Annotated in this window: 23 protein-coding genes and 1 pseudogene; 6 read left to right on the plus strand and 18 right to left on the minus strand. The window is 69.1% G+C overall.

What is annotated here, in order from left to right:
• Nucleotides 1-65 precede the first annotated feature (65 nt).
• Nucleotides 66-1,874: a translation elongation factor 4 gene (gene lepA, locus ACW178_RS15300; RefSeq protein ID WP_182714958.1), complete on the plus strand. Its 1,809-nt coding sequence runs from the start codon at nucleotides 66-68 to the stop codon at nucleotides 1,872-1,874.
• A gap of 7 nt (nucleotides 1,875-1,881) precedes the next feature.
• On the opposite strand, the gene ACW178_RS15305 is transcribed toward lepA, so the two are convergent.
• Together ACW178_RS15305 and ACW178_RS15310 are read right to left on the minus strand one after the other, a co-directional pair.
• Nucleotides 1,882-3,000, minus strand: a complete 1,119-nt coding sequence (locus tag ACW178_RS15305) for an acyl-CoA dehydrogenase family protein (protein ID WP_191558175.1) — start codon at nucleotides 2,998-3,000, stop codon at nucleotides 1,882-1,884.
• A 189-nt stretch (nucleotides 3,001-3,189) separates the two neighbouring features.
• On the minus strand, nucleotides 3,190-4,374 hold the full coding sequence (locus ACW178_RS15310) for an acyl-CoA dehydrogenase family protein (protein ID WP_492024737.1): 1,185 nt from the start codon (nucleotides 4,372-4,374) through the stop codon (nucleotides 3,190-3,192).
• A 143-nt stretch (nucleotides 4,375-4,517) separates the two neighbouring features.
• Between ACW178_RS15310 and ACW178_RS15315 the strand changes: the two genes are divergently transcribed.
• Nucleotides 4,518-5,030 (plus strand): GNAT family acetyltransferase, encoded by a 513-nt coding sequence (locus tag ACW178_RS15315; protein ID WP_152950977.1) that lies wholly within the window; start codon nucleotides 4,518-4,520, stop codon nucleotides 5,028-5,030.
• Here the strand turns inward: ACW178_RS15315 and ACW178_RS15320 are convergent.
• A complete protein-coding gene (locus ACW178_RS15320; protein WP_152950978.1) occupies nucleotides 5,027-5,284 on the minus strand; it encodes an Lrp/AsnC ligand binding domain-containing protein in 258 nt (85 codons plus the stop codon). The two genes, ACW178_RS15315 and ACW178_RS15320, sit on opposite strands and share 4 nt — an antisense overlap.
• A 217-nt stretch (nucleotides 5,285-5,501) precedes the next feature.
• Here ACW178_RS15320 and ACW178_RS15325 point away from each other — a divergent pair, with 217 nt between their 5' ends.
• Complete coding sequence (locus ACW178_RS15325) at nucleotides 5,502-6,179, plus strand: bifunctional 4-hydroxy-2-oxoglutarate aldolase/2-dehydro-3-deoxy-phosphogluconate aldolase (RefSeq protein ID WP_054766673.1); 678 nt, start codon at nucleotides 5,502-5,504, stop codon at nucleotides 6,177-6,179.
• 2 nt (nucleotides 6,180-6,181) lie between these two features.
• On the opposite strand, the gene ACW178_RS15330 is transcribed toward ACW178_RS15325, so the two are convergent.
• The 13 genes from ACW178_RS15330 to ACW178_RS15390 all read right to left on the minus strand — a co-directional run bounded on the left by ACW178_RS15330 (nucleotide 6,182) and on the right by ACW178_RS15390 (nucleotide 21,179).
• Nucleotides 6,182-6,703 (minus strand): periplasmic heavy metal sensor, encoded by a 522-nt coding sequence (locus tag ACW178_RS15330; protein WP_444581239.1) that lies wholly within the window; start codon nucleotides 6,701-6,703, stop codon nucleotides 6,182-6,184.
• Nucleotides 6,700-7,110, minus strand: a complete 411-nt coding sequence (locus ACW178_RS15335) for a hypothetical protein (protein WP_054766675.1) — start codon at nucleotides 7,108-7,110, stop codon at nucleotides 6,700-6,702. The genes ACW178_RS15330 and ACW178_RS15335 overlap by 4 nt, the downstream gene beginning before the upstream one ends.
• Complete coding sequence (locus ACW178_RS15340) at nucleotides 7,107-7,691, minus strand: RNA polymerase sigma factor (protein ID WP_054766676.1); 585 nt, start codon at nucleotides 7,689-7,691, stop codon at nucleotides 7,107-7,109. The genes ACW178_RS15335 and ACW178_RS15340 overlap by 4 nt, the downstream gene beginning before the upstream one ends.
• 66 nt (nucleotides 7,692-7,757) lie before the next feature.
• Complete coding sequence (locus tag ACW178_RS15345) at nucleotides 7,758-8,396, minus strand: EF-hand domain-containing protein (protein ID WP_152950981.1); 639 nt, start codon at nucleotides 8,394-8,396, stop codon at nucleotides 7,758-7,760.
• 48 nt (nucleotides 8,397-8,444) lie between these two features.
• Nucleotides 8,445-11,369: a bifunctional [glutamine synthetase] adenylyltransferase/[glutamine synthetase]-adenylyl-L-tyrosine phosphorylase gene (locus ACW178_RS15350; protein WP_191558178.1), complete on the minus strand. Its 2,925-nt coding sequence runs from the start codon at nucleotides 11,367-11,369 to the stop codon at nucleotides 8,445-8,447.
• A gap of 148 nt (nucleotides 11,370-11,517) precedes the next feature.
• A complete protein-coding gene (locus ACW178_RS15355; RefSeq protein ID WP_054766678.1) occupies nucleotides 11,518-12,921 on the minus strand; it encodes a sensor histidine kinase in 1,404 nt (467 codons plus the stop codon).
• A gap of 151 nt (nucleotides 12,922-13,072) precedes the next feature.
• Nucleotides 13,073-13,744: a response regulator transcription factor gene (locus ACW178_RS15360; protein ID WP_054766679.1), complete on the minus strand. Its 672-nt coding sequence runs from the start codon at nucleotides 13,742-13,744 to the stop codon at nucleotides 13,073-13,075.
• A 500-nt stretch (nucleotides 13,745-14,244) separates the two neighbouring features.
• Entirely contained in the window at nucleotides 14,245-15,780 is a 1,536-nt protein-coding gene (locus ACW178_RS15365) for a trypsin-like peptidase domain-containing protein (protein WP_152950984.1), read from the minus strand.
• A gap of 76 nt (nucleotides 15,781-15,856) precedes the next feature.
• Nucleotides 15,857-16,387: a cytochrome c-type biogenesis protein gene (locus tag ACW178_RS15370; RefSeq protein WP_409612646.1), complete on the minus strand. Its 531-nt coding sequence runs from the start codon at nucleotides 16,385-16,387 to the stop codon at nucleotides 15,857-15,859.
• Complete coding sequence (locus ACW178_RS15375) at nucleotides 16,384-18,372, minus strand: heme lyase CcmF/NrfE family subunit (RefSeq protein ID WP_492024738.1); 1,989 nt, start codon at nucleotides 18,370-18,372, stop codon at nucleotides 16,384-16,386. Before ACW178_RS15375 ends, ACW178_RS15370 begins: the two co-directional genes overlap by 4 nt.
• Complete coding sequence (gene ccmE, locus ACW178_RS15380; protein WP_191554516.1) at nucleotides 18,369-18,875, minus strand: cytochrome c maturation protein CcmE; 507 nt, start codon at nucleotides 18,873-18,875, stop codon at nucleotides 18,369-18,371. The genes ACW178_RS15375 and ccmE overlap by 4 nt, the downstream gene beginning before the upstream one ends.
• A 70-nt stretch (nucleotides 18,876-18,945) precedes the next feature.
• Nucleotides 18,946-19,764: a c-type cytochrome biogenesis protein CcmI gene (gene ccmI, locus ACW178_RS15385; protein ID WP_287106016.1), complete on the minus strand. Its 819-nt coding sequence runs from the start codon at nucleotides 19,762-19,764 to the stop codon at nucleotides 18,946-18,948.
• Nucleotides 19,765-19,781: 17 nt separating this feature from the next.
• A complete protein-coding gene (locus ACW178_RS15390) occupies nucleotides 19,782-21,179 on the minus strand; it encodes a hypothetical protein (RefSeq protein WP_287106017.1) in 1,398 nt (465 codons plus the stop codon).
• A 145-nt stretch (nucleotides 21,180-21,324) separates the two neighbouring features.
• On the opposite strand from ACW178_RS15390, the pseudogene ACW178_RS15395 reads away from it, so the two are divergent.
• The 3 genes and pseudogenes from ACW178_RS15395 (at nucleotide 21,325) to ACW178_RS15405 (ending at nucleotide 24,207) form a co-directional block, all read left to right on the plus strand.
• Nucleotides 21,325-22,258, plus strand: a pseudogene (locus tag ACW178_RS15395) (ABC transporter ATP-binding protein).
• Entirely contained in the window at nucleotides 22,258-23,025 is a 768-nt protein-coding gene (locus tag ACW178_RS15400) for an ABC transporter permease (protein ID WP_287106019.1), read from the plus strand. Before ACW178_RS15395 ends, ACW178_RS15400 begins: the two are co-directional and overlap by 1 nt.
• Nucleotides 23,026-23,079: 54 nt before the next feature.
• Complete coding sequence (locus tag ACW178_RS15405) at nucleotides 23,080-24,207, plus strand: hypothetical protein (protein WP_492024739.1); 1,128 nt, start codon at nucleotides 23,080-23,082, stop codon at nucleotides 24,205-24,207.
• 48 nt (nucleotides 24,208-24,255) lie between these two features.
• Here the strand turns inward: ACW178_RS15405 and ACW178_RS15410 are convergent, their stop codons facing one another.
• Together ACW178_RS15410 and ACW178_RS15415 are read right to left on the minus strand one after the other, a co-directional pair.
• Complete coding sequence (locus ACW178_RS15410; protein ID WP_183215119.1) at nucleotides 24,256-24,630, minus strand: Rieske (2Fe-2S) protein; 375 nt, start codon at nucleotides 24,628-24,630, stop codon at nucleotides 24,256-24,258.
• Nucleotides 24,623-25,621: an NAD(P)H-dependent glycerol-3-phosphate dehydrogenase gene (locus ACW178_RS15415; RefSeq protein ID WP_287103482.1), complete on the minus strand. Its 999-nt coding sequence runs from the start codon at nucleotides 25,619-25,621 to the stop codon at nucleotides 24,623-24,625. Before ACW178_RS15415 ends, ACW178_RS15410 begins: the two co-directional genes overlap by 8 nt.
• Nucleotides 25,622-25,642 lie beyond the last annotated feature (21 nt).

Below are 25,642 nucleotides of genomic sequence, written 5' to 3' on the forward strand. Positions count from 1 at the left end.
ACGGGGCGTTCCCGCCGGACCTGGGCGGCTGGTCCAAAAGGAATACGCATGTTAGGGGCGCGCGGATGACGACTCCTCCGATCTCGAACATCCGGAATTTCAGCGTGGTCGCGCACATCGACCACGGCAAGTCCACCCTGTCCGACCGCCTGATCCAGCACACCGGCGGGCTGACCGCGCGCGAGATGTCGGAACAGGTTCTCGACAATATGGAGATCGAGAAGGAGCGGGGGATCACCATCAAGGCCCAGACCGTGCGCCTGACCTACAAGGCCAGGGACGGCGAGGAGTATATCCTGAACCTGATGGACACGCCCGGCCACGTGGACTTCGCCTATGAGGTCTCGCGCAGCCTCGCCGCTTGCGAGGGCTCGCTGCTGGTGGTGGATGCGTCGCAGGGGGTTGAGGCCCAGACCCTGGCGAACGTCTATCAGGCCATCGACAACAATCACGAGATCGTCCCGGTCCTGAACAAGATCGACCTGCCCGCCGCCGAGCCCGAGCGGGTCAAGGCCCAGATCGAGGACGTTATCGGCCTGGACGCCTCGGACGCCGTGGAATGTTCGGCCAAGTCGGGCCTGGGCATCGAGGAGGTGCTGGAGGCCATCGTCACCCGCCTGCCGGCGCCCAAGGGCGACCCCGACGCCCCGCTGAAGGCCATGCTGGTCGACGCCTGGTACGACCCCTATCTGGGCGTCGTCGTCCTGGTCCGCGTCTTCGACGGCGTCTTGAAGACCGGCATGCGGGTCAAGATGATGCGCAACGGCTCGACCCACCTGATCGACCGCGTCGGCGTCTTCCTGCCCAAGAACACTGCGGTGGACCAACTGGGCCCCGGCGAAGTCGGCTTCATCACCGCCCAGATCAAGGAAGTGGCCCACGCCGCCGTCGGCGACACCATCACCGACGAGAAACGGCCCACGGCCGAACCGCTGAAGGGGTTCAAGGAGGTCCAGTCGGTGGTGTTCTGCGGTCTGTTCCCGGTCGACGCCGCCGACTTCGAGGACCTGCGCGCCGCCATCGGCAAGCTGCGCCTGAACGACGCCTCCTTCACCTATGAGATGGAAAGCTCGGCGGCGCTGGGCTTCGGCTTCCGCTGCGGCTTCCTGGGTCTGCTGCACCTGGAGATCATCCAGGAGCGGCTGAGCCGCGAGTTCAACCTCGACCTGATCGCCACCGCCCCCTCGGTCGTCTACAAGATCGGCCTGCGCGACGGCTCCGAGATGGACCTGCACAATCCGGCCGACCTGCCCGACGTGATGCAGATCGACACCATAGCCGAACCCTGGATCAAGGCCACCATCCTGACCCCCGACGAATACCTGGGCGGCGTCATCAAACTGTGCCAGGACCGCCGCGGCCAGCAGGTGGAGCTGTCCTATGTCGGCAGCCGCGCCATGGTGGTTTACGAACTGCCGCTGAACGAGGTGGTGTTCGACTTCTACGACCGGCTGAAGTCCATCTCCAAGGGCTACGCCTCGTTCGACTATGAGATCACCGAATACAAGGTCGGCGACCTGGTGAAGATGTCCATCCTGGTCAACGCCGAGCCGGTGGACGCCCTGTCCATGCTGGTCCACCGCCAGCGGGCCGAGACGCGCGGCCGGGGCATGGTCGAGAAGATGAAGGAGCTGATCCCGCCCCACCTGTTCCAGATCCCGATCCAGGCGGCCATCGGCGGCAAGATCATCGCCCGCGAGACCGTGCGCGCCCTGCGCAAGGACGTGACCTCCAAATGCTACGGCGGCGACGCCACCCGCAAGAAGAAGCTGCTGGAGAAGCAGAAGGCCGGCAAGAAGCGGATGCGCCAGTTCGGCAAGGTCGAAATCCCCCAGGAAGCCTTCATCGCCGCCCTGAAGATGGACGAGGATTGATCCCCCCTCAAAACCCCTGGCTCCTCGCCAGCCGTTCGGTGTGGAACTGAGCGTCGCCCAGGAGTTCGTTGAGGACGCGGACGCGCTTCATATAGAGGCCGACGTCGAAGGCGTCGGTCATGCCGACGCCGCCGTGCATCTGGACCGCCTCCTGCACCGCCAGTTCGGCGGCGCGGCCGGCCTTGGCCTTGGCGACGGAGGCCGCAAGGTCGGCGTCGTCGCGGCCGGCGTCGATGGCCTGGAGCGCGGCCAGGGTGGCGGCGCGGGCCAAGGCCAGTTCGGTATAGAGATGGGCGGCGCGGTGTTGCAGGGCCTGGAACTCGCCGATCAGGCGGCCGAACTGTTTGCGGGTGCGCAGATACTCAAGCGTGATCTTGAAGGCCTGGTCCCCGGCGCCGGTCAGGGTCGAGGCGGCGCAGGCGCGCCCCAGCGCCAGGGCGGGGTTCAGCAGGACCTCCCCCCCGCCGACGGCGCCGATCACGGCGTCGGCGTCGATTTCGACGTCGCTCAGCGTCACGCGGGCGGCGTTGTGGGCGTCGACCATGACGGTGCGTTCGACCGCGACCCCGTCCGCCTTGGGATCGACCAGGAAGAGGGTGATCCCCTCCTCCGCCCGCGCCGCCACGATCAGGGCGTCGGCGATATGGCCGTCCAGCACCAGGGCCTTGGCGCCGTTCAGGCGAAAGCCGTTGCCGGACCGTTCGGCGCGCGCGGCGATGCGGCTGGGCGCGTGTTTGGCCCCCTCGTCGATCGCCAGGGACAGGACGGCCTCGCCGGCCGCGATACGGGGCAGCCAGGCCTGCTGGGCCTCTGAGCCGCCGTCGCTCAGCACCTTGGCCGACAGGACGGCCGAGCCCATGAAGGGGGACGGGGTCAGGGCGCGCCCCAGGCTTTCAGCGATCACCCCCGCCTCGACGGCGCCCAGGCCGAGGCCGCCGTGCGCCTCGGGGATCAGGACGCCGGCGAAGCCCATCTCGCCGAAGCCGCGCCACAGGTCGCGCGACAGGCCGTCCGGATCGCGGTCGTCACGCAGTTTGCGCAGATGGTCCAGCGGAGCGTGTTCGGCCAGAAAGCCGTCGGCGGCCTCCTGGAGCATCGTCTGTTCTTCGGTCAGGATCAGGGGCATTGGGGTCCCTCGTCTTTCTTCATCCTCGGGCTTGACCCGAACTCGTCATCGTCGGGCTTGACCCGGTTCGTCATCCTCGGGCTTGACCCGAGGATCGGCTGTAGGGCGCGCCGTGCGCCCGGTTCATCGCACCAGCGGCGGCGCCCCCGGTCCTCGGGTCACGCCCGAGGATGACGAAGGCGCATGGTCTCACGCCCCCGGCAGTTGCAGCAGGTGTTTGGCGATGATGTTCAGCTGGATTTCGCTGGTCCCGCCCTCGATGGAATTGGCCTTGGTGCGCAGCCAGTCTCGGGCGGCCGCGCCGCCGTGCGAGCGTTCGCCCTCCCATTCCAGGGCGTCGATCCCGCCGGCCGCCATCCGCAGTTCGTGGCGGCGCTTGTTCAGTTCCGAGCCGTAGTATTTCAGCATGGAGGCGATGGCGGGATGGGCCTGTTTGGCCTTCATCTGATCGCCGGCCCGCTCCATCGCCAGGCGGAAGGCGGCGGCGTCGATCTCCAGCTCGGCGATCCGGGCGCGCAGCATGGGGTCGTCCAGCCGGCCCTCGGCGTCGGCGCCGATCGTCTCCAGAGCAGTCTGGTGCAGGGGCCGGCCGGCGCCGACCTCGCCCATGGCGCCGATCATGGTCCGCTCATGGGCCAGCAGATATTTGGCCACGTCCCAGCCGCGGTTCAGCGTGCCGACCAGGTTTTCCTTCTCCACCCGCACATCGTCGAAGAAGGTTTCGCAGAAGGGGGACTTGCCGCTGATCAGGGTGATGGGCCGGGTGGTGACGCCCGGCGTCTTCATGTCGAACAGGACGAAGGAGATGCCCAGATGTTTGGGCGCCTCCGGATCGGTGCGGACCAGGCAGAAGATCCAGTCGGCCTTGTCGGCGTAGGAGGTCCAGATCTTCTGGCCGTTGACCATCCAGTGGTCGCCGCGATCTTCCGCCTTGGTCTGGATCGAGGCCAGGTCGGAGCCGGCGCCGGGCTCGGAATAGCCCTGGCACCAGCGGATTTCGCCGCGCACGATCTCGGGCAGGAACCGCTTCTTCTGTTCCTCGGTCCCGAAGGCCAGAAGCGCCGGGCCCAGCATCCAGACGCCGAAACTGGCCAGGGCCGGCTGGGCCTTGATGCGCCGCAGCTCCGACGCCAGCACCTTGGCCTCTTCGCGGCTTAAGCCCCCGCCGCCGTATTCGCGGGGCCATTCCGGCGCCGTCCAGCCGCGCGCGCCCATCCGCTCCAGCCACAATTTATGCCCCGGCGTGGCGAAGACGGCGTCGCGCCCGCCCCAGATCGTATCGGCCTCGGAGGCCATGGGACCGCGCACCTCGGGCGGGCAATTCTCTTCCAGCCAGGCGCGCGTTTCGGTGCGGAAGGCGTCCAGATCGGTCATGTCGCGTGTTCCCCGCGTTTCCTCTTTGGAGGGGAGGTTAGCAGATGGGTTTCGATTGGCTACGGTCATTTGCGCCCAGGCAACAGCTTGGCCGCCCGCGCGTTGGTGGTCCTGAAACTAAGGGGGCGGCCCAGGGGGCGACCATGACCTATCTGACCCGCGCGGTGTTCGGCGGCGCCAGCCTGCTGCTGCTTTTGGCCGCCACCGCCCTGATCGGCTTCGGCGTCAAGGACGCGCTGGAGACCATTCGCGCGCCCGGCCAGTCGGGGGCCGAGGCGGTGCTGGACGTGCTGGGCTATGTCATCGTCGCCATCGCCGTCTTCGACGTGGCCAAATACATCTTCGAAGACGAGGTGCGGCGCGGCAATGAGCGGCGCAGCGCCGCCGAGGCCCGGCGCAGCCTGACGAAATTCCTGTCCACCATCGTCATCGCCCTGTTCCTGGAGGCCCTGGTGGTGGTGTTCAAGACCGCGCGCGAGGACGTCAGCCAGCTGATCTATCCGACCGCCCTGCTGATCGCAGCCGTCCTGGTGCTGGTGGGCCTGGGCGCCTTCCAGCGGTTCTCGGCCTCGGTCGAGGAAAAGGTCGGCGAGGACGACGAGGCGGAGGAGCGCAGGGACGCCGTCAAGCGAAAGACCGGCGCCGGAAAATCCTAGCCCCCCTTCGGCAGGAAGGGCGAGAAGGTGATGACGGTGAAGGTGTCGCGGACATGCGGTCGGGTCTGGACCTGTTTGGTCACGAAGGTCCCGATGTCGGCGTCGCGCGGCAGGTTGAACTTGGCCAGCAGATCGTGCTGGCCCGAGGTCGAATAGACCTCCGACACGTTCTCCACATGGTCCACGATGTCGGCGGCCACCTCATTGGCGTAGCCCAGCTCGGTTTTGATGAAGACGAAGATGGCGGTCATCATGGCGGGGCTCTCCTATTGCTGGTCCGCCTCCTAAACGGTTTTGGACGCGGCGTCGAAGACGGCCGGTGAAACAATATGTTCCGCCACAGCGCCCCGAACCGGACCGCGCGGCTTTCGTTTTCTGCAGCGGCTGGGATAAGCAGGGCGCGAAGGCCGGGCGACCGGTTGAGGAAACACAGGCGTTCCGGCGCGGGTCGGACAGGCGGAGATTTGAGACATGGCCCATGATCGCGTCAGCGTGCTGAAGGCGCTTCAGACCCAGGGCGTCTGCCCGGTCTTCTATCATCCCGATCCCGAGGTCAGCCTGAACGTCATCCGCGCCTGTGCGCGCGGCGGGGCGCCGGTGGTGGAGTTCACCAATCGCGGCGACTTCGCCTGCGACCTGTTCGGCGAGATCAATCGCGAACTGATCAAGACCGATCCTTGGGTGGTTCTGGGCATCGGCTCGGTCGTCGACAGCGGCACGGCGGCCCTCTATCTGAACCGGGGCGCGCGTTTCGTGGTCAGCCCCTGCCTGGTCCCCGACGTGGCCAAGGTCTGCAACCGGCGCATGGTCGCCTACTTCCCCGGCTGCGGCTCGGTGACCGACATCGGCGAGGCGCACGAACTGGGCTGCGACATCGTCAAACTCTTCCCTGGTTCGTCGGTCGGCGGGCCGGACTTCGTCAAGGCGGTCAAGGGTCCGATGCCCTGGGTCAAGATCATGCCGACCGGCGGGGTCGATCCCGACGAAGCCTCAATCGCCAAATGGTTCGGCGCCGGGATCGTGGCGGCGGGCATGGGATCCAAACTGGTGACGGACGCGGCGGTGAAGGCCGGCGACTGGGCCGCCATCGAGAGCTCGGTGCGCGAGGCGGTTCAGGCTGTCGCCGCCTTCCGCGCCTCCAAGGCCTGAGGTCAGCGAGGGACGTCGCCGGCTTCGGGCGGCGGCGGCCCCTCGCCGGCCGGGCGATCGGCCCGGCCGGCGCCTGGTCCCTTGCGCGCCAGTATGTCGGCCATGATGCGGCGGTCTTCGACGTCCAGGGCGCCCAGAATGGCGATGGCGCCGCCTTCCAGACGGGCGCGGCCGCGCATTTCGGCGGCGCGGGAGTCATTCAGCAAGGCCTGGACCCGCTCGGGATTCATCTGCGGTTCGCGCGCGGCCTCGACCGCCTGACGGCGGGCCTCGCGCGCGGCCTCGAAATCGGGACGGGCCGACAGGGCGACGGCGCGCATGCGGGCGCGCACCTCGCGTCGGGTTTCGGGGCTCAGCTCCGCCACCAGGGCGCGAAAGCCGCCGGCGCGACCGGGCTGGCGCTGTTCGGCGACGTGCTGATCCACCTTGGCCCGGCTGACGGCGAAGGCGACCCCGCCGGCCAGGGCGAACAGGTTCAGGGCCACAGAGACCGCCAGGGCGATTTTCAGCCCGCGTCCGCTCATCGAAGAACCTCCGTATCGTCCACCCCGGTCAGGCTGGATTGATAAAGCACCGCATCAGCCCGCTCGTTGGCGGTCAGTTCGCTGGTCAGGCCGACCCCCGCCACAACCCCGGCGCAGGCCGCCGCCGCCCAGCCGGCGCCCAGATAGAAGGCGAGCCGGTCCAGATGGAAACGACGGCTTCTGGCCTTGGGCGCGGCGGCGAGAACCCGCGCGGTCAGGACGGCCGAGGGCGCCGGCGCCGGCGCGGCGTCCAGCAGGGCGTCCAGCGCCGCCGCCTCGTCGAGCACCGCCTTCAGCGACGGATCAGCCGCGATCAGGCTTTCGGCGAAGGCGCGTTCGGACGCCGGCCATCGACGCAGGTCGGCGCCGTAAGCCTCCGCCAGGGCGTGCAACCGTTGCGCCTTCATCTCGCCTCTCCTCTCAGCGCCGCAGCCGGGGCGCGGGGCGCCAGGTCCGACAAGGACTGACGCAATGCGCGGCGACCGCGCGACAACAGACTTTCCAGCGCCTCGACGCTGATCTCCATCAGGGCGGCCGCCTCGATATTGGACAGTTCCTGATAATGACACAGGACCACCGCCTCGCGCTGCCGATCCGGCAGGCGGCTCAACGCCTGTCCGACCCGCAAGCCCGTTTCGGCCGCCATCAGACCCCGATCCGGGGCCGGTCCCTCGTCGGGACGGTCGGGGGGCGTGTGCGTCGGAATCTCGCGACGACGCCGCAGCCGATCGTAACAGAGGTTCAGCGCCACCCGGTGCAGCCAGGTGTCGAACCGCGCCTGGCCCGGCGTCCACCGGGGCGCCTGTTTCCACGCCTTAAACATCGTTTCCTGAGCCACGTCCTCGGCCTCGACCGCATCGCCCAGCATCCGCTGCGCCAAGGCCAGGATGCGCGGCAGTTTGCGCGCGACGAGCGCCTGGGCCGCCGCCGGATCGCCCTGACCCACGCGGCGCACCAGATCCTCGTCGGGGTCGATGATCGCGACCAAGCCTGCCTATTCCGATCCGGACGAAAGGGACCGATTCGCGCGCGACGGCCGACCCCGACACTGTTCTTACGCCGAACCGGCCGGCGGGGAAGCCGGTTGTTGCGCGGAGCGGGCCTGACGCCGTTCGGCGCGGTGGGCCTGGGCGGCCGCACGGCGTTCCTCGGGGGTGACAACGCCGTCGTGATCGGCGTCCATCGTGTCGAACCGTTCGCCCAGTTTGGCGGCGACGTCCGAAATCGTCACCGGACCGGCCTGGCGATGGGCGCCGTCCTTGCCGCGACGAGGTCCGTCGCCGCGACCCGCCCGTTCGCGACGACCGCCGGCCTCGCCGCGCGCCGCGCGGGCGGCCTCGAACTCGGCGCGGCTGACCGCGCCGTCGCCGTTCGCATCCAGCTTGGCGAAGCGCGAATCCGCGTGCCGGGCGCGCCGGGCCTGAACGGCGGCCTCGCGCTCGGCGACGCTGACCACGCCGTCACGGTCGGCGTCCAAGGCGGTCAGACGCGCGATGTGCTGATCCACGAATTCGGCCCGCGTCACCGGACCGGCGCGACGGGCTTCACCGCGTCGATGATGGGGGCGGTCGGCTTGGGGTCCCGAATGCGCCGCCGTCGGCGCAGGACCTGGGGGCGGCGTCTGGGCCGTGGCGGCGCCGGCCAGGCCCGCCAAGGCGATGACGCCGAGGCCGGTCAGCAAGGTTGTTCTCATCTCGATCTTCTCCTGGGCCGTGGCAAGCACGGCCTTTTCGTCGCCCCGTCAGGAGGTTGAACGCGGGTCCGGCGATTCTCCGTCGCGACCGGCCGGAACCGCCTGCTCGAAGGCCCGACGCGCTTGGGCGCGCAGGTCCGTCAGCCGGGTCTTCAGGCTCTCGAAGTCGAGCGCCCCCGCCGCCTCGGCCAGCCGCTGCTGAAAGACCGCCGGTTCGGCCTCGGGATCGACCCGGCCTTCGAAGGCGGCGGCCAGGAGCTGGGCCAGTCGCTGCTGGATGCGCCAGGCCTCGGCCAGGATCGGGTCCTGCCCGAGGGCCTGAAGCGTCGACAGGGTCAAGGGCTCGCCCGCCGCCGCAGCCTGAAGCTGGCGGTACTGGGCGGCGAACTCGGCGTCCACCTGGCCGCCGGGCGACAGTTTCAGATCCCAGAAGCCGTGCGGACGGCGTTCCCGATCCATCAGGGCGCGCATCCGGCGCACATCCGCCGCCACGTTGACGCCCGGCCGGGGCCGCCGCAGCGCCGCCTCGATCCCCGCCGACACCCGCTCGGCGAAGGCCGGGTCGCTGGCCCAGACCACGCGCGCGCGGGTCAGGACCATGAACTCCCAGGTCTCGGCCTCGGCGGCGTAATAGTCGTCGAAGGCGGACAGCCGCACCGAGACCGGGCCCTTGGACCCGGTGGGCCGCAACCGCATGTCCACCTCATACAGGCCGCCCTCGGCCGTATGGGCCGACAGGGCGGCGATGAGCCGCTGGGTGAAACGGGCGTAGAAGACGTCGGCGGTCCAGCCCTTGACCTCGGACACGGCCTCGGGCGGGGCGTCATAGAGGGTCATCAGGTCCAGGTCCGACCCGGCCGTCATCTCGCGCGACCCGGCCTTGCCCAGGGCCACCACGGCGACCGCGCCGGGAAAGGCGCCGCCCAACCGTTCCGCCTCGACCAGGGCGGCAGGGGCCAGGATGCGCATGGCGGCGTCGGCCAGATCGGCATAGGCCCGGCCGGCGGCCTCGGGCCCCGCGCGCCCGGTCATGGCGTGCAGGCCGATGCGGAACATCTGTTCGCGGTGCAGACGCCGCACGGCGTTCATCGCCCCTTCGAAATCCTCCGCCTCGCCGGCCTCGCGCAGCATCTGTTCGCCCAGGCCGGTATCGTCGGACAGGTCGGCCAGGAAGCGGGCGTCCAGAATCCCGTCCAGGGCCGCAGGCTGACGGCCCAGGGTGCGGGCCAGGCGCGGCGCAAAGGCCATGACCCCCAGCACCATTTCGAACAATTTGGGCTGGTTCAGGAACAGGGCCTGAACCTGAACCCCGGCGGCCAGGCCCGAAAAGAAGACGGCGAACCGGCGAAAGGCCTCGTCCGGCGCGCCCGTGCGCGCCAGGGCCTCCAGCAGGCGCGGCGCCAGGCGGGTGAACAGTTCGCGGCCCCGCTCGGTCCGGGTCGCGGGAATGCGGCCGTGGTGCCAGGACCGGATGGTGTCGGCGACCGAGGCCGCCTCGGAAAACCCCATGCGGCCCAGGGTCAGAAGGGTCTCTGGATCGTTCTCCACCCCAGTGAAGACCAGGCTGCCGTAGCTGGAATCCAGGTCTTCCCCGCCTTCGAACAGCTCGCCGTAGCGGGCGTTGACCCGCCCCAGCAGCGCTTCGACATGGGCGTCGAAGGCGGCCAGATCGGCCCAGCCGGCCAGGGCGGCGACGGCGGCGCGCGCCTGGGGGCTCTCGGGCAGGCGGTGGGTCTGTTCGTCGTCCAGCATCTGGACCCGGTGTTCCAGCCCGCGCAGTTCGACATAGGCGGCCGACATCTCCTCGGCGACCGCGGTCGGAATATGGTCGGCCTCGGCCAAGGCGGTCAGGGCGGCCAGGGTGCGCGGCGCCCTCAGGTCCGGGTCGCGTCCCGCCAGGATCAGCTGCTGGGTCTGGGCGTAGAATTCGATCTCGCGGATGCCGCCCCGACCCAGTTTCAGATTGGCGCCGGCGGCCTGAAGCCCCTCGCCCGTCTTGTGGACGTGGATCTGTTTCTTGATCGACTGAATGTCCAGAACGGCGGCGTAGTCCAGGCTGCGGCGCCAGACGAAGGGCCGCAGGGCCTTGACGAAGCGGGCGGCGGCGCGGGGATCGCCCAGCACGGGCCGGGCCTTGATGAAGGCCGCCCTTTCCCAGTTCTGGCCGACGCTCTCGTAATAGGCCAGGGCCATGGGGGCGGCGACCACCGGCGGGGTGGAGGACGGATCGGGCCGCAGCCGCAGGTCGACGCGGAAGACATAGCCGTCGGCGGTGCGTTCGCTCAGCAGGCCGGCGATCCCCTTGCCGACGCGATTGGCGAAGTCCTGCATCTCCTCGCCCTCGCGCAGGGCCAGGCCCATCAGGCGCGGCTCGAAGAAGAGGGAGATGTCGATGTCGGACGAATAGTTCAGCTCGTGCGCGCCGTGCTTGCCCATGGCCAGGCCGAACAGGCCGGGGATGGGCCCGCGCGGATCGTCGGGCGGCGAGACCAGCCGCCCCCTCGCCCGCTGCTCGGCGGCGACGGCGCGCAGGGCGGCGCGGCAGACGGCGTCGGCGAAGCCGGACAGGGCGCCGGTCACCTGATCCAGGTCCCAGACCCCGCCGAGGTCAGCCAGGGCCGTCAGCAGGTGCAGATCGGCCTTCAGCACCCGCAGAGGCGCGCGGACCTCATCGGGTTCGGCGTTCAGGGCGTCGGTGTCGGCGAGGATGCGGATCAGGCCCGAGGTCGGATTGGTCTCCAGCAGGCGGCGCAGATGGGCGGGGCGACGCCGCATCAGGCCGGCGAGATAGGGCGAGGCCCCCGCCACGGACGCCAGGGCCGGCCAGGCCGCGTCCAGAGTGTCGGCCCAGCCCTCGGATGCGGCGGCCTCGAACAGGGTTTCGTGCAGGCGTTCGGCGGCGGCGGGGTCGGCGACGGGACCGGCGGGGACGAGGCTATGCGCCAACGGAACTGAGGTTTTGGTTTCGGGCATCAAATCATCCGCTCATCCCGGCGAAAGCCGGGACCCAGTGCTTTCGCTCGGCAATGCGTTGGACCACGATCCAAGACACGCTCACAAGCCTGAACGCCCAAAGAACTGGGTCCCGGCTTTCGCCGGGATGAGCGGAAATGAGGGGAGATCAGGTCGAGGCCGAGGCCGGCGGCAGAACCAGGGCCACGCGAAGACCCGGCCCGTAACCCTCATAGGCGCCGGGGCCTTCGTCCAGCACCACCCGGCCGCCGTGCGCCTCGGCCACAGCCGTGACCAGAGACAGGCCCAGACCCGAGCCCGGCTCGGTGCGGCTGTTGTCCAGCCGCACGAAACGTTGGACCACCCGTTCGCGGTCCTCCTCCGGCACGCCGGGGCCGGTGTCGGTGACCGAATATTCGATCTCGCCGGACGACCGCCGCCGCGCCCGCAGCTTCACCGCCCCGCCGGAGGGCGTGTATTTGATGGCGTTGTCGATCAGATTGGCCAGGGCCTGGGCCAGGAAGGGCTGGTTGCCCTCGATCATCAGGCCGGTCTCGATCTCGGCCGAGAAGTCGATGTCCTTGTCCTCGGCCGCCGGTTCGTACAGTTCGGCCATGTCGGCGGCCAGGGCGGCGGCGTCCATCCGCTGGGGGTCCGGCGCCCCGCCCGATTGCAGCCGGGCGATGGCGAGCACGGTGTTGAAGGTCTTCAGCAGATGGTCCGCCTCGTCCAGGGCCACGCCCAGGGCGTCTACCCCGTCGATCTGGCCCGCCTCGGCGTCGATCAGGGCCACCTCCAGCTTGGCCCGCATCCGCGTCAGGGGCGAGCGCAAGTCGTGGGCGATGGCGTCGCCGGCGTGGCGGATGGAGGCCATGGACGCCTCCAGCCGATCCAGCATCAGGTTCAGCCCCTGGCTGAGTTCGTCAAGCTCGTCGCCGGAATGGCGGATCGGGGCGCGGACCTTCAGATCCCCCTCCTGCACGGCTGAGACGACCCGGTTCAGCCCGGCCATGGCGCTTTCGACCCGGCGGCTGATGTAGAGGCCGCCCGCAAGGCCCAGCAGGATGACTAGGCCCATGGCGCCCCACAGGGCCTGGGTCAGGCGGGCCAGATAGTCCTCGACGTCGCCGATGTCGGCCCCGACGAACAGATGTTCGCCGCCCGCCAGCCGGGTGTCGATGCCGATCGACTGGCGCCGCCGCACCCGGCCCTCGGCGTCGGTGTCGGTCAGGCGGAAGGGCTCCCAGTCGCCCGTATCGACCCCCTCGGGCACGTCGGAGATGTTGGCGGTGATGATCTTTCCGTCCGCCCCCTTCAGCACATACAGATAGGGGCCGGCGCGGATGGCGCGCTCGACCAGGGCCTGGTTCAGGGCGTCGAGGCCGCGGGTGCGATAGACGGCGGTCAGGGCCGCCCGCTCGGCCTCCACCTCCGCCTGGGCGCGACCTTGGGCCTCCGAGGCCGAGGCGAAATAGACATAGGCCAGGATCGCCCCCGCCGCCGCGACGAACAGGGCCAGGAACAGCAGCGTCAGCCGGAAGGGCGTGCGGCGAAGGAGGGAGGGAAGGCGCATGGGGCTTGTTAGTGGCGAGTGACGCGTGGCGAGTGGCGAGCAAGCGCAGGGACAGACAGAGGCTTCCGCGGGGCCTGACCATAAACCGCCGCTCGGTCGCCAGCCTCAATCATTCTCGCCACTCGCCACTAACCACTCGCCACTCCGAACGTCACGCCTCCAACCGATACCCCGCGCCGCGAACCGTCTGAAGCATGGCCTTGTCGAAACCCTTGTCGATCTTGGAGCGGAGGCGGCTGATGTGGACGTCGATGACGTTGGTCTGGGGGTCGAAATGGTATTCCCACACCTTCTCCAGCAGCATGGTGCGCGTCACCGACTGGCCGGCGTGGCGCATCAGGAACTCCAGCAGCTGGAACTCGCGCGGTTGGAGGTCGATCTCTGTGGTTCCGCGATGAACCGTGCGGGCGATCAGATTCATCTCCAGATCGCCGACCTTCAGCACGGTCTGGACCCCGCCGGTCTCGCGGCGCCGCGCCAGGGCCTCGACCCGCGCGATCAGCTCGGCGAAGGCGTAGGGCTTGACCAGATAGTCGTCGGCGCCGGCCTTCAGGCCGGTGACCCGGTCCTCGACTTCGCCCAGGGCCGACAGGAAGAGGACCGGAGTCTGGTCCCCGCCCTTCCTGACCGTCTCGACCATGCCGACGCCGTCGAGACGCGGCATCATCCGGTCGACCACATAGACGTCATAGCCGCCCTTTTGCGACTCCAGCAGGCCGAAGGCGCCGTCCACGGCATGGGTCACCTCATGGCCGGCCTCGGTCAGGCCGCGCACCATGGCCGTCGCCGCCTCGGCGTCGTCCTCGACCACCAGAATCCGCATCGAAACCCCTCCCGGAATCAAAATCGCCGCCGATGGTAGCGCATCGGCGGCGATTCAGTGAGTTACGGCTTGGTCAGATTACCGATCAGTTCTTGGACAGTTCGATCTTCGGGCGGGAAGCTCGACGCAGCCATCTCCTCGGTCAACAAAAATTGACGAAGCGGAATACAGTTTCAAGTTGACGACTGAACGACTAAAACGCGAACCAACTGAGCGCCACTTGGCATTCGACCTGGGAGATCAAACGTGAAGAGAACACTGATTGCTTTGAGCTTGTTGTCGTCAGCCATAGGTTCGTCCGCCCTCGCATCACCGACAGCGCCGTCTCACCAACCCACCTCCGTGCGGACGGTTATGGTCTGCATAACCAATCACTACCCAGATGGGGTGCCATTTTTAGACTGCCAGATCGTATATTTATACGACGACGAGATCATTCAAGCGTGATTTCTAAAAGTGAACAGCCCGCCATCAGAAATGATGGCGGGCTGTTTCGTGCTCTATTTTTTGAAAGTCAGCACATAGGGTACGTTGCCCTGACCCCGAACCCAGATCAGGAGATAAGCTCCGGATCGGCCAGACGCTTTCACCGAAGCTACGGCGTCTCGGAAGTCGTCCACGGTTCTTACGGGCGTATTCTGAACCTGCTGGATCACGACCCCTTGCCCAAGGCGGGCATCGACACCGGTTTCAACACCCATAATCGCCAAACCTTCGACGGAGGCCGGCGCGCCCAGACGTTGGCGCAGGGCTGGAGTGAGAGGAGTCAAGTTTAGACCTTCGACTGTGGCCGAAGCTCCCGAAGGATCGTTCGGAGCGGCTCCGCCTTGGCCGAGGCCGTTTTCGCTGTTCAGTTCCGTCTCAGAAGGGCGGGTACCGGATCGTGCCGTGATCGTTTGTCGGCGACCGTCACGCAGCACCTCCATCCGAAGCGTGTCTCCCGGCTTAGCCGCGCCAACTAAGCGCGTCAGCTTCGTCGATGAATCAATCACCTCGCCATTCAGCGAGACGACAAGATCGCTGAACCTGAGGCCAGCCTTGTCGGCCGGACCTTCAGGGGTAACCTCAGCAACGAGGGCGCCCTTCTGGTCGGCTTTCAGCCCCAAAGCACCCAACTCCTCGGTGGTTGGCGTACTGATTTTCACGCCGAGATAGCCTCTCTCAATCACCTCCCCACGCATCAAGCGCGACGTGATCTGCTTAGCGATTTCCGCCGGAATCGCGAAGCCTATGCCGACTGACGAGCCAGTTGGAGACAGAATGACGGAGTTGACACCAATAACGCGACCGTAGACATCAAAGGTCGGCCCGCCCGAGTTCCCGCGATTGATGGCGGCGTCGATCTGCAGAAAATCGGTGTATGCTGAAGAGGCATCCGGCAAGCTGCGGGCTTTCGCAGAGACAATCCCCGCCGTCGCCGTGCCGCCCAGCCCGAAGGGGTTGCCCACAGCGATCACCCAGTCGCCCACGCGGGGTTCGGCCGTTTCTTCAAAGCTGACGTATTTGAAGTTGTCGCCATCGACCTTGATCACGGCCAGATCGGTGGCCTCATCGCGCCCCACCAGACGCGCGGGCAGTTCGCGGCCGTCCGACATCTTGACCTTGATCTCGGTGGCGTCGGCGACGACGTGGTTGTTGGTGACGATGAAACCGTCCTGCGAGATGAAGAAGCCCGAACCGGCGCCCTGGGTGGTGCGGGGTTCGGCGTCTTCGCCGTCGCTGCGGCCCTGGGGCGGGACGAACTGGAACGGCAGGCCGGGGATTTGGAAGGCGCCGCCCTGGGGCTGATCCACCTTGACCGTCACGTCGATCTGGACGACTGCCGGGGCGACCTGGTCGAAGATGTCAGCAAAGCTGTTGGGCGCGCCGGGCGGAGGCGAGAAGCGGTCGCCGTTGGCGGGGACGGGGGTGATCCGGTTGACGGCCTGGGGGTCGGCGTGGGCGCCGGGCCAGGTGACGATCCCGCCCGCCGTCGCTCCCGCCGCCAGGGTCAGGCCGGCCAAGGCCCCGAGAATGAACTCTTTGCGCTTCAGCATCTTGTTCTTGCGATCCTCTGTCGGGGCCGCGCCCCGTCTCGCTCTTGATATAGGCCGAACGGGCGTTACGCCAATTTCAGCGTTCGATGGTTGATCCCGACAAGCGCCCGTCGTGAGGCGAGGTTGCGTCCAGATCGCGGCGAAGCGTCTCATTTGCGAGAACTTCGTCCAGCCGACGCTCCTCCTCAGGCGAAAGGGGCGCGACCTCCGTCGGGCGCCGGCGCGCGCGCAAGGCCAGAGCCGCCCCCGCAAGAAGGACGAGGACGAAGGGGCCGAACCACAACAGCCAGGTTCCGGCCCGCACCGGCGGGGTGAACAGGACATAGTCGCCGAACCGCCGGACCAGATCCTGACGCACGGCCTGATCGGAGGCGCCGGCGGCGATCTGTTCGCGGATCAGCCGGCGCATGTCGCCGGCGACGCCCGCCGGACTGTCGGCGATGGCCTCGTGCTGGCAGACGACGCAGCGGACGTCCTTGAACAGGGCCTGGGCGCGGGCTTCCTGGGCCGGGTCGCTCAAGGGGCGGTCGGGGGCGGCGGCGGGCTCGGCCGCCGTCAGCATCAGGGCCAGGACCGGCGCGGCCAGCAGAATCTTGAGCCGCCTCACGCCGGCCTCCGCCGTCGCGCGCCGACGCCCAGCCGCAGCCGGCGATCCAGCAGGGACAAAAGCCCCCCAAAGGCCATGATCATCGGCCCCAGGAAGATCAGCCGCGCCCAGGGATTCCAGTACAGTCGGACGACCCAGGCGGGAGCCTCAGTCGTTCCGGCCCGCTCGCCCATCACCACATAGACGTCGTCCAGACCCCGGAAATCCAGACCGACCTCGGTCGTGGTCTGGCCGCCCGCGGGAAAGAAGCGGCGCTCGGCCGTGACGGTCTTCGCCCGGCCCCGGTCGTTGGAGGGCCGCACGGTCAGCCGGCCCTGTTCGGCCAGATAGTTGGGGCCTTCGACCACCCGCACCTGATCCAGGGTGACGGTCCAGGGGCCGGCGGAAACGCTTTGGCCCAAGGTCAGGGCGCGGGCCGCCTCGGCCTTGAAGCCGGTCTCGACCACCGCCCCCAGGATGAAGACGCCCAGGCCCAGATGGGCCAGGCTCATACCCCAGGCGCCGAGCGGCAGGCCCTTGAGGCGACGCAGGGTCTCGGCAGTCGAGGCGCGAAACAGCCGCGTCCGTTCGGCGACCTCGACCAAGGCGCCCAGGATCAGCCAGGCGCCCAGACCGATCCCGGCGGCGGCCAACGCCTTCTTCGGCGACCACAGGGCGTAGGCCGCAAGAGCGCAGACCAGCGACAGGCCCGCCGCGACCGCCAGCCTCTGCGTCGCCCCCGCCAGGTCGCCCCGCTTCCACGCCAGCAGAGGCCCCGCAGGCAGGATCAGGAAGGCGACCGTCATCAGCGGAACGAAGGTGGCGGCGAAATAGGGCGGGCCGACCGAAATGGTCGCGCCGGAGGCCGCCTCCAGGATCAGGGGATAGAGGGTGCCCAAAAGCACGGTCGCCGCCGCCGCCGTCAGGAACAGATTGTTCAGCACCAGGGCGCCCTCGCGGCTGACCGGAGCGAACAGGCCGCCGCCCTTCAGCTGGGGCGCGCGCCAGGCGAACAGGGCGAAGGCGGCGCCGGCCGTGAGACCCAGGATGGCCAGCAGCATCATCCCCCGCTGGGGATCGACGGCGAAGGCGTGGACGCTGGTCAGGACGCCGGAGCGCACCAGAAAGGCGCCCAGCATGGAGAAGCTGAAGGCCAAGAGGGCCAGAAAGACGGTCCAGCCCGCCAGGGCTCCGCGCCGCTCGGTGACCACCGCGCTGTGCAACAGGGCCGCGCCCGCCAGCCAGGGCATGAAGCTGGCGTTCTCGACCGGGTCCCAGAACCACCAGCCGCCCCAGCCCAGCTCATAATAGGCCCAGAAGGAGCCCAGGGTGATGCCGACGGTCAGAAAGGCCCAGCTGGCCAGGGCCCAGGGGCGCACCCACCGGCCCCAGGCGGGCCAGAAGGCGGTCTGGGCCCGGCCCTCGATCAGGGCGGCGACCGCCAGGGAGAAACAGACGGAGAAGCCGACATAGCCCGCATAGAGCAGGGGCGGATGGGCGGCCAGGGCCGGGTCCTGAAGCAGGGGGTTCAGCGAAGCGCCCTGAAACGGGGCGGGGTCCAGCCGGGTGAAGGGGCTGGAGGTGAAGACGGCGAAGGCCAGGAACAGCGAGCCCAGAGCGCCTTGGGTCGCCACGGCCGAGGTCTTCAGCCCGAACGGCAGGCCGCGCGCGCGGGTTAGGACGGCGCCGAAAACCGTCAGAACCAGGCACCACAGCAAGAGCGAGCCCTCATGGCTGCCCCAGGCGCCAGCGACCTTGTACAGCATCGGCTTGTCGGTGTGGCTGTTGGCCGCGACGTTGGAGACCGAAAAGTCCGAGATGACGAAGGCGTAGATCAGGGCCGCGAAACTGAGGGCGACGGCGCCCGCCGCCGCCAAGGCCGCGCCTTGCGCCGCGCCGGCCAGAACGGGACTGCGCCGCCAGCGCCCCGCGGCGGACAAACCTGTCTGCAGGATCGACAGGGCCAGGGCCAGGGCCAGGGCGAAAGCCCCCAGTTCCACAATCATAGGGCTTTTGTCGCGCTATCGGCCTGCGACCGAGTTGAGCGCATGTTCGTCGCCTCCGGTCGCCATTCGCCCTTGGCCTTGATCCGATCGGCGACCTCGCGCGGCATATAGTTTTCGTCGTGCTTGGCCAGGACCTGGCTGGCGTGGAACACGCGGTCGGCGCCGAACGAGCCTTGCGCCACGATCCCCTGCCCCTCGCGGAACAGGTCGGGCAGATCGCCGTGATACTGGACCTGGGTCGCGGCGATATTGTCGGTGACGGTGAAGACGACGGCCCCGTCGCCGGACTTGCGCACGCTGCCCGTCTCGACCAGGCCGCCCAGCCGGATGTTGCGGCCTTCCGGCGCCTTGTCGACGGTAGCCTCGGACGGGGAATAGAAGAAGGTCACGCTGTCCTGCATGGCCCACAGCGACAGGCCGACCGCCAGGGCCAGGATCGGCGCCACGGCGGCGACGACCCACAGGCGACGGCGCGCCTTCGGCGATTTCGGCAGCCAACTCATGACTTAGCGGACCCGCTCCCCGACGGATTTTTCTTTCCGTCTACAGAGGCCGGCGCCCCGCGCCAACGGCTCATTCCGCCCTCGGCAGGCGGCGTTCCAGATCCTTGCGACGCGGATCGGCCGGATCGAGGGCGGCGATCAACGGCGTCCACATGGCCCGTGTCGTGGCCGCATCCCCCCGACGCAGGGCCGCCTCGCCCAGGAAGAAGCGGGCGCCCAGCTGATCGGGATCGTGTTTCACCGCCTGGCGGAAGGCGGCCTCGGCGTCGGCGCCGATCTGGTCGTCATTGGCCCGCACCAGGCTTTCGCCCAGCCGCGCCCAGGCCTGGGCGTTCTCGGGCTCCCGCTCGATCAGCCGACGAAAGGCCGAGGCGGCGCCCAAGGGGTCGTCGGCGGCGAAACGGGCCGCGCCCAGCATGGCCAGGGCCTGGGGGTCGTTCGGTCGATCCTGGGCCGCGCGCGCCGCCACAGCCGCCAGTTGGGCCGGCTGCAGCGTCTCCAGCCGGGTGGACCAGTCATCCACCCGCCGCTGATAGGCTTGGTCCGGCAGGCCCGGCGATCCGGTCAGGATGTAAAGCCCCAGGGCGGCGGCCGTCGCGGCGGCGATCCCGCTCAGAACCCACAGCCGGTCGCGACGGCCCGTCTGGGGCGCCGGCGTCGTCCCTGACTGCCCGGCCAGCAGACGCCGGGCCGCTTCGGCGCGCGCCGCCGCATGGGCGGCCTCGTCCAGCAGCCCCCGCGCCTTCAGACGGTCCAGTTCGGCCAGTTCGCGCGCCCCGATCTCGGCCTGCGTCGCCGGAGTCGGGTCGGCGCCGGAACGCGCGCCGGTCAGCACCAGAAGGGCGGCGCCGGCCGCCGCGAGACCGGTCATTATCCAGAAGGCGATCATCCCCGCCGTCTATCGCATCAGGCGGCGGCGGGCGAGGCCCCTTGGGTCGCCAGAAGCGCCTCGGCGGCGGCGGCGCGACGTCGCACCGCCCGCGCGGCCTCCAGCGCGTCGATCAAGGTCAGGAACCGCGCCGCGACGCCGACCAGACGCAAGGGTCCCTCCGGCTGGGCGACCTGGCCGTCCGCCAGATGATCCAGGGCCTCATTGGCCCAGATGGACAGATAGTCGGTCAGCTCGGTCTTCAAGGCCATCCGATCCGCCTCGCAGCCGAAGACGACGGCGGCGCCTCTCAGCCCCCCGACGGCGTTCAGCAGGCCGGCGGCCGCCTCGACCGCCTCGCCCGTCGCGGGCGCGTCCAGCCAGGGCGAGAGTCGCGTCATCCGGCCGCTCAGCCTCTGCCGCTTCATCGGCAGGGCCGCATGGACGGCGGCCGAGGCGGACTTCATCAGGCCGGACATCTGACCCGCCACCTGGATCCGCGCCATCCGGGCGGCCCGGCCCCAGGGCGAGTCCGGCCGCATTTGCAGACACAGGTCGATCTCGCCCAGCACCCCGGCGCACCAGGCGACCTCCTGAACCACCTCGGCCATGGCGGCCTCATCCGGGCTGGGCCGGGCGGCGGCGATCCGTGCGACGCGCGTTGTGACCGAGGCCAGCAGACGTTCGACAAAGACGCCCATGTCGGAATGGCTCAGCATCGCCTCCTTATCGGCGAGGCGATTGGTGCGGGTCACGACACGCAGCATCCGTTCGGCGTCGGCGACATGGGCGAAGAGGATGTCGACCATCCGGCGCCCGCCTTCGGGCGAGACGGCAAGACAGTCCTGGATCAACAGGCGCAGTCCCGCCGCCTGTTCGTCGTCGGGACGGTCGAGCCAGGCAGGCAAACGCGGCGTAGCGGTTCGCGCCAAGGGGGCCAGGTCGAAACAGCCGGCGAGCTCCGCCGGGGTCGGAGCGGGGGCGGCGGCCGGCGACAGGTTCGAAACCCGCGCCGGCGGAGACGGATCGGCCCAAACGTCGCCGGGCCGATCCCGCAGCACAGCCGCCGCCCGGGCGCACAGCCGATCGGCGACCAGGGTCCAGTCGCCGTGCGACGGACCCGCCCCGTCCAGCAGGCTGAGATAGGGCTCGTCGCCGACCTTGGCCTCGCGCCAGAGACGGGCCAGAACCGGCCGGGGAAAGGTCAGGGCCGCCACCTGGTCGGCGCGCGGCCGGAACAGGGGGATCAGGGGCGCGAACGCCTGATCCCGGCGGGCGCGATCGCGGATTTCCGCCTGAATCAGGATCGCCAGCTCGCCCGCCTTGTCGCCCGGCAGTCCGCCGACAGCCGCCTCCAGCTGCGCCATACCGTCGTCGGGGCAGGCCTGGACGACCGCCTCCAGGGCGGCGCGATGGGCGGCGGACAGGGCAGTCAAGACGGTTCCCTGGGTACGATTTGAGGCCCGACCCTGCACCAATGTGATTAACAACGGCTTGGCGCCCCTTGAGCCGGTCGCGCGGCGCGCCATATTCCCGCCACCACCACGCCAGGCGCCATTCGCCGCAGGAACGGGAGCGCCCATGCCGGTTATCGAGATCCAAGGTCTGACCAAGACCTATCCGTCGGGTCTTCAGGCCCTGAAGCGGGTCGATCTGACCATAGACAGGGGCGAGATCTTCGCCCTATTGGGGCCGAACGGGGCCGGCAAGACCACCCTGATCTCGATCATCTGCGGCATCGTCAACGCCACCACGGGGACTGTGGTGGCCGACGGTCACGACATCCGCAAGGATTTCCGCGCCGCTCGGATGAAGATCGGCCTGGTGCCGCAGGAGCTGACCACCGACGCCTTCGAGACGGTGCTGGCCACCGTCACCTTCAGCCGGGGCCTGTTCGGCAGGCCGGGGAACCCCGCCCTGGTCGAACAGATCCTGAAGGACCTGTCGCTGTGGGACAAGCGCGACGCCAAGATCATGACCCTGTCGGGCGGGATGAAGCGGCGGGTGATGATCGCCAAGGCCCTGAGCCACGAGCCGGACATCCTGTTCCTGGACGAACCGACCGCCGGGGTGGACGTGGAACTGCGTCGCGACATGTGGGCCATGGTGCGCAAACTGCGTGAGCGCGGCGTCACCATCATCCTGACCACCCACTATATCGAAGAGGCCGAGGAGATGGCCGACCGGGTGGGGGGTGATCCTGAAGGGCGAGCTGATCCTGGTCGAGGAGAAGACCGCCCTGATGAAGAAGCTGGGCAAGAAGACCCTGACCCTGAACCTGGTCGAGCCCCTGACCGCCCTGCCCGCCGACCTGTCGGACTGGGACCTGAGGCTGAGCCCGGACGGGGGCGAGCTGGAATACAGTTTCGACGCCAACGCCGAAGACACCGGCGTGCCCGCCCTGATCCGCCGGCTGGACCGGCTGGAGATCGGCTTCAAGGATCTGAACACCCGCCAGAGCTCGCTGGAAGACATCTTCGTCAGCCTGGTCCACCGCGACGGAGAGGCTGCCTGATGACCTTCAACGGATACGGCGTCTGGGCCATCTATCGGTTCGAAATGGCCCGGGCGCTGCGCACCCTGTGGCAGAGCGTGGTCACGCCGGTGATCACCACCGCCCTCTATTTCGTCGTCTTCGGCAGCGCCATCGGCGAGCGGATGGAGGCGGTGGACGGGGTGGCCTACGGCGCCTTCATCGTGCCCGGGCTGATCATGCTGAGCCTGTTCACCCAGTCGATCTTCAACGCCTCCTTCGGCATCTATTTCCCCAAGTTCACGGGGACCATCTATGAGATCCTGTCGGCGCCCGTGTCGTCGCTGGAGGTGGTGATCGCCTATGTCGGGGCGGCGGCGACCAAGTCGGCGGTGCTGGGGCTGATCATCCTGGCGACGGCGGCCCTGTTCGTGCCGCTTCAGGTGCTGCATCCGGTGATGATGCTGGCCATGCTGGTGCTGATTTCGGTGACCTTCAGCCTGTTCGGCTTCATCATCGGCATCTGGGCCGGTAGTTTCGAACAGCTGAACTTCATCCCCATGCTGATCGTCACGCCCCTGACCTTCCTGGGCGGCTCCTTCTATTCGATCGACATGCTGCCCGAGGGCTGGCGGACCGTGGCCCTGTTCAATCCGGTGGTCTATCTGATCTCGGGCTTCCGCTGGACCTTCTACGGCGCCGGCGACGTGGCGATCGGGATCAGCGTGGCCGCCACCCTGGGCTTCTTCGCCCTGTGCCTGGGGGTGGTCATGTGGATGTTCAAGACCGGCTATCGGCTGAAGGCCTAGACTTCCAAGTCCAGGCGTCACGAAACCGGCCAGATCGCCAGCGATTAGAGCAACATGTCCGACGAATCCAAGCCCCAGCCGACCGCCGCGAACCGCCTGCCGGAAGGGTCGCCCGAGCCGTTTCAGCGTAAGGTCATCACCTGGGGCCGGATGCCGGCGACCACCTTTCACGTCGGCCCGGTGCCGGTCGCACCCAATCCGCTGGACCGGATTCCGAACCGGCCGCCGCTGAAGACGCCCCTCGGCCAAGGACAGAACCAGACGCAAGCTCCGACACAAGGATCGGCGCGCGGCGTGCTGGAAGGCGGGCTCCAGCCCCGGCGCGCCGCCCCGCGTCCGAGCGGCGCCATATTGACCGGCTCTCTGATCCCCCAGGCGCGCCCCGCCGCAGCGACGCCGACAGCGCCGACATCCGTTTCGAACCCCGATCCGGCGGCCGGTCCTCAATCGGCCGTCGCGGACACGACGGTGCGTCCCCTGCCCGCGCCGGAACCCGGACCCGAGGTCGCGGCGCCGACGGCTGAACCCCCGATCGACGCCGCATCCACCGAAGCGCCGGAGACGCCGATCGCCGCTCTGGCGCCCCCGCCGTCGGCAGCGTCCGTACCCTCGCCGATGCGCACGCCCCGCCGGAGCGAGCGTCGCCCATCGCGCCTGCCCCTCTATGTCGGCGTCGGCGCCGCCGCCGTCCTGGTGCTGGGCGTCGGTCTCTGGTTCGCCCTTCGTCCGGGGGCCGTCGTCCCGACCGCTGCGGCGCCGTCAGTTGAGACGGCGGCGCCCGCCGTCGCGCTCACGCCCGCTTCACCTACGCCCCAGCCCGCCCAGCCCGCCCAGCCCGCCGCGCCGGTCGAGGCCGCGTCGACGCCCGCTGCGGCGCAACCCGCGACGACGACCGCCGTGGATCGGGCCCCGGCTCAAACCGCCCCCGCCGCCACCCGGCCGGCGACCGCCCAGACGACGCCCCAGACGACGCCCCAGAGGACGAACGAAGCCGCCGCAGCGGACCGCCCGGCGTCCACGGCGACGCCCGCGCCGACTGTTTCGACGCCTCCCGCCTCAAACGCCCCCACGACGGCCCAGACGCCGCCGGTGGTGGTGGTGACGCCTGCGCCCACCGCCGCGCGCCCCACCCAGACCGACCCCGAAGCCCCGATCGTCACCCGGCCCCAGCCGCTCGACTGACAACTGCTCCCACCTCCCTGCCCACAGGTGGGAGGAGACGACGGCGGCTCACGCCGTGCGGATGATCCCGCCGCTCGCCGCCACCGGCCAGGGCGTCAGCCGCCCGCCGGCGCAGGGGCCGCCGCGGCATTCGCCGGTCAGGGGCTCGAACACCGCCCCGTGCCAGCCGCACAGGATCAGGTTTCCATCAGGCGTCAGATAGCGGTCCAGTTCGACCGCGATGGGAAAACCTGCGTGGGGACAGCGGTCGACCCAGCCTGCGACGACCCCGTCCTTTCGCACCACGAAGCCGTGGAAGAAGGCCTCCCCGATCTGAAGCACGAAGCCGCGCGCCCCGGGATCGGCGATGTCGGCCTCGGCGCACAGGGCGACGCCGGGCGGCGTCTTCCAGACCCGTTTGCGTTCGGTCTCGCCTTCAGACACGCTCGGCCTTCAGCGGGCGCGCCAACAGGCCGTCGATCAGGCCGTCCACGGTGATCTCGCCGGCCAAGAGGGCCGCGATGCCCTCGGCGATCGGCGTCTCCACCCCCAAGCGGGCGGCCAGGGCGCGCACGGCCGGGGCGCTCTCATAGCCTTCCGCCACCGACCGCTTGCCCGCCAGGGCCTGTTCCACCGTCTGGCCCTGTCCCAGGGCCAGGCCCAGGCTCATATTGCGCGACTGAGGGCTGGAGCAGGTCAGGACCAGATCGCCCAGGCCGCACAGGCCCGCCACCGTCTCGGCCTGGCCGCCCATGGCGACGGCGAGCCGGGTCATTTCCGCAAAGCCGCGCGTGATCAGGGCGGCGTGGGCGCTGCGTCCCAGCTGACGCCCTTCGGAGACGCCGCAGGCGATGGCGAGGACGTTCTTCAACGCCCCGCCCGCCTCGGCCCCGATCAGGTCGGTGGCCAGATAGGGCCTGAAGCCCGGCGCCGACAGGGTGTTCAGCAGGGCTTGGCCCAGGACGGGATCGGCGCAGGCCAAGGTGACGGCGGTGGGCAGGCCGCGCGCCACCTCGCCCGCGAAACTGGGGCCGGACAGGACGGCGGCCGGGGCGTCCGGCAGGGTCTCGGCCAGAACCTCGGTCATCAGCTTCATCGTGCCCCGCTCGACTCCCTTGGAGCAGAGCACCACAGGCACGCCGGCGCGGTGATAGGGCGCAAAAGCGGTCAGGGTCGCGCGCATATGCTGGGCCGGCGGCACAGCCAGGATCAGGTCGCAGCCGCCCAAGTCGGCCAGATCAGCGGTGAATTGGAGCCCCTGGGCCAAGGGCACGCCCGGCAGATACAGGTCGTTGGCGCGCGTGGTTCTCAAGGTCTCGACCAGCTGGGGCTCACGCGCCTGAAGCGTCGTCTCCAGTCCGGCGCGAATACAGACCTGGGCCAGGGCCGTGCCCCAGGCGCCGGCGCCGATGACCCCTGCGGTGCGGAATTCCATGCGCCCTCCCGAGGCGGTCTC

The organism is Brevundimonas sp. AVps4, from assembly GCF_058681525.1.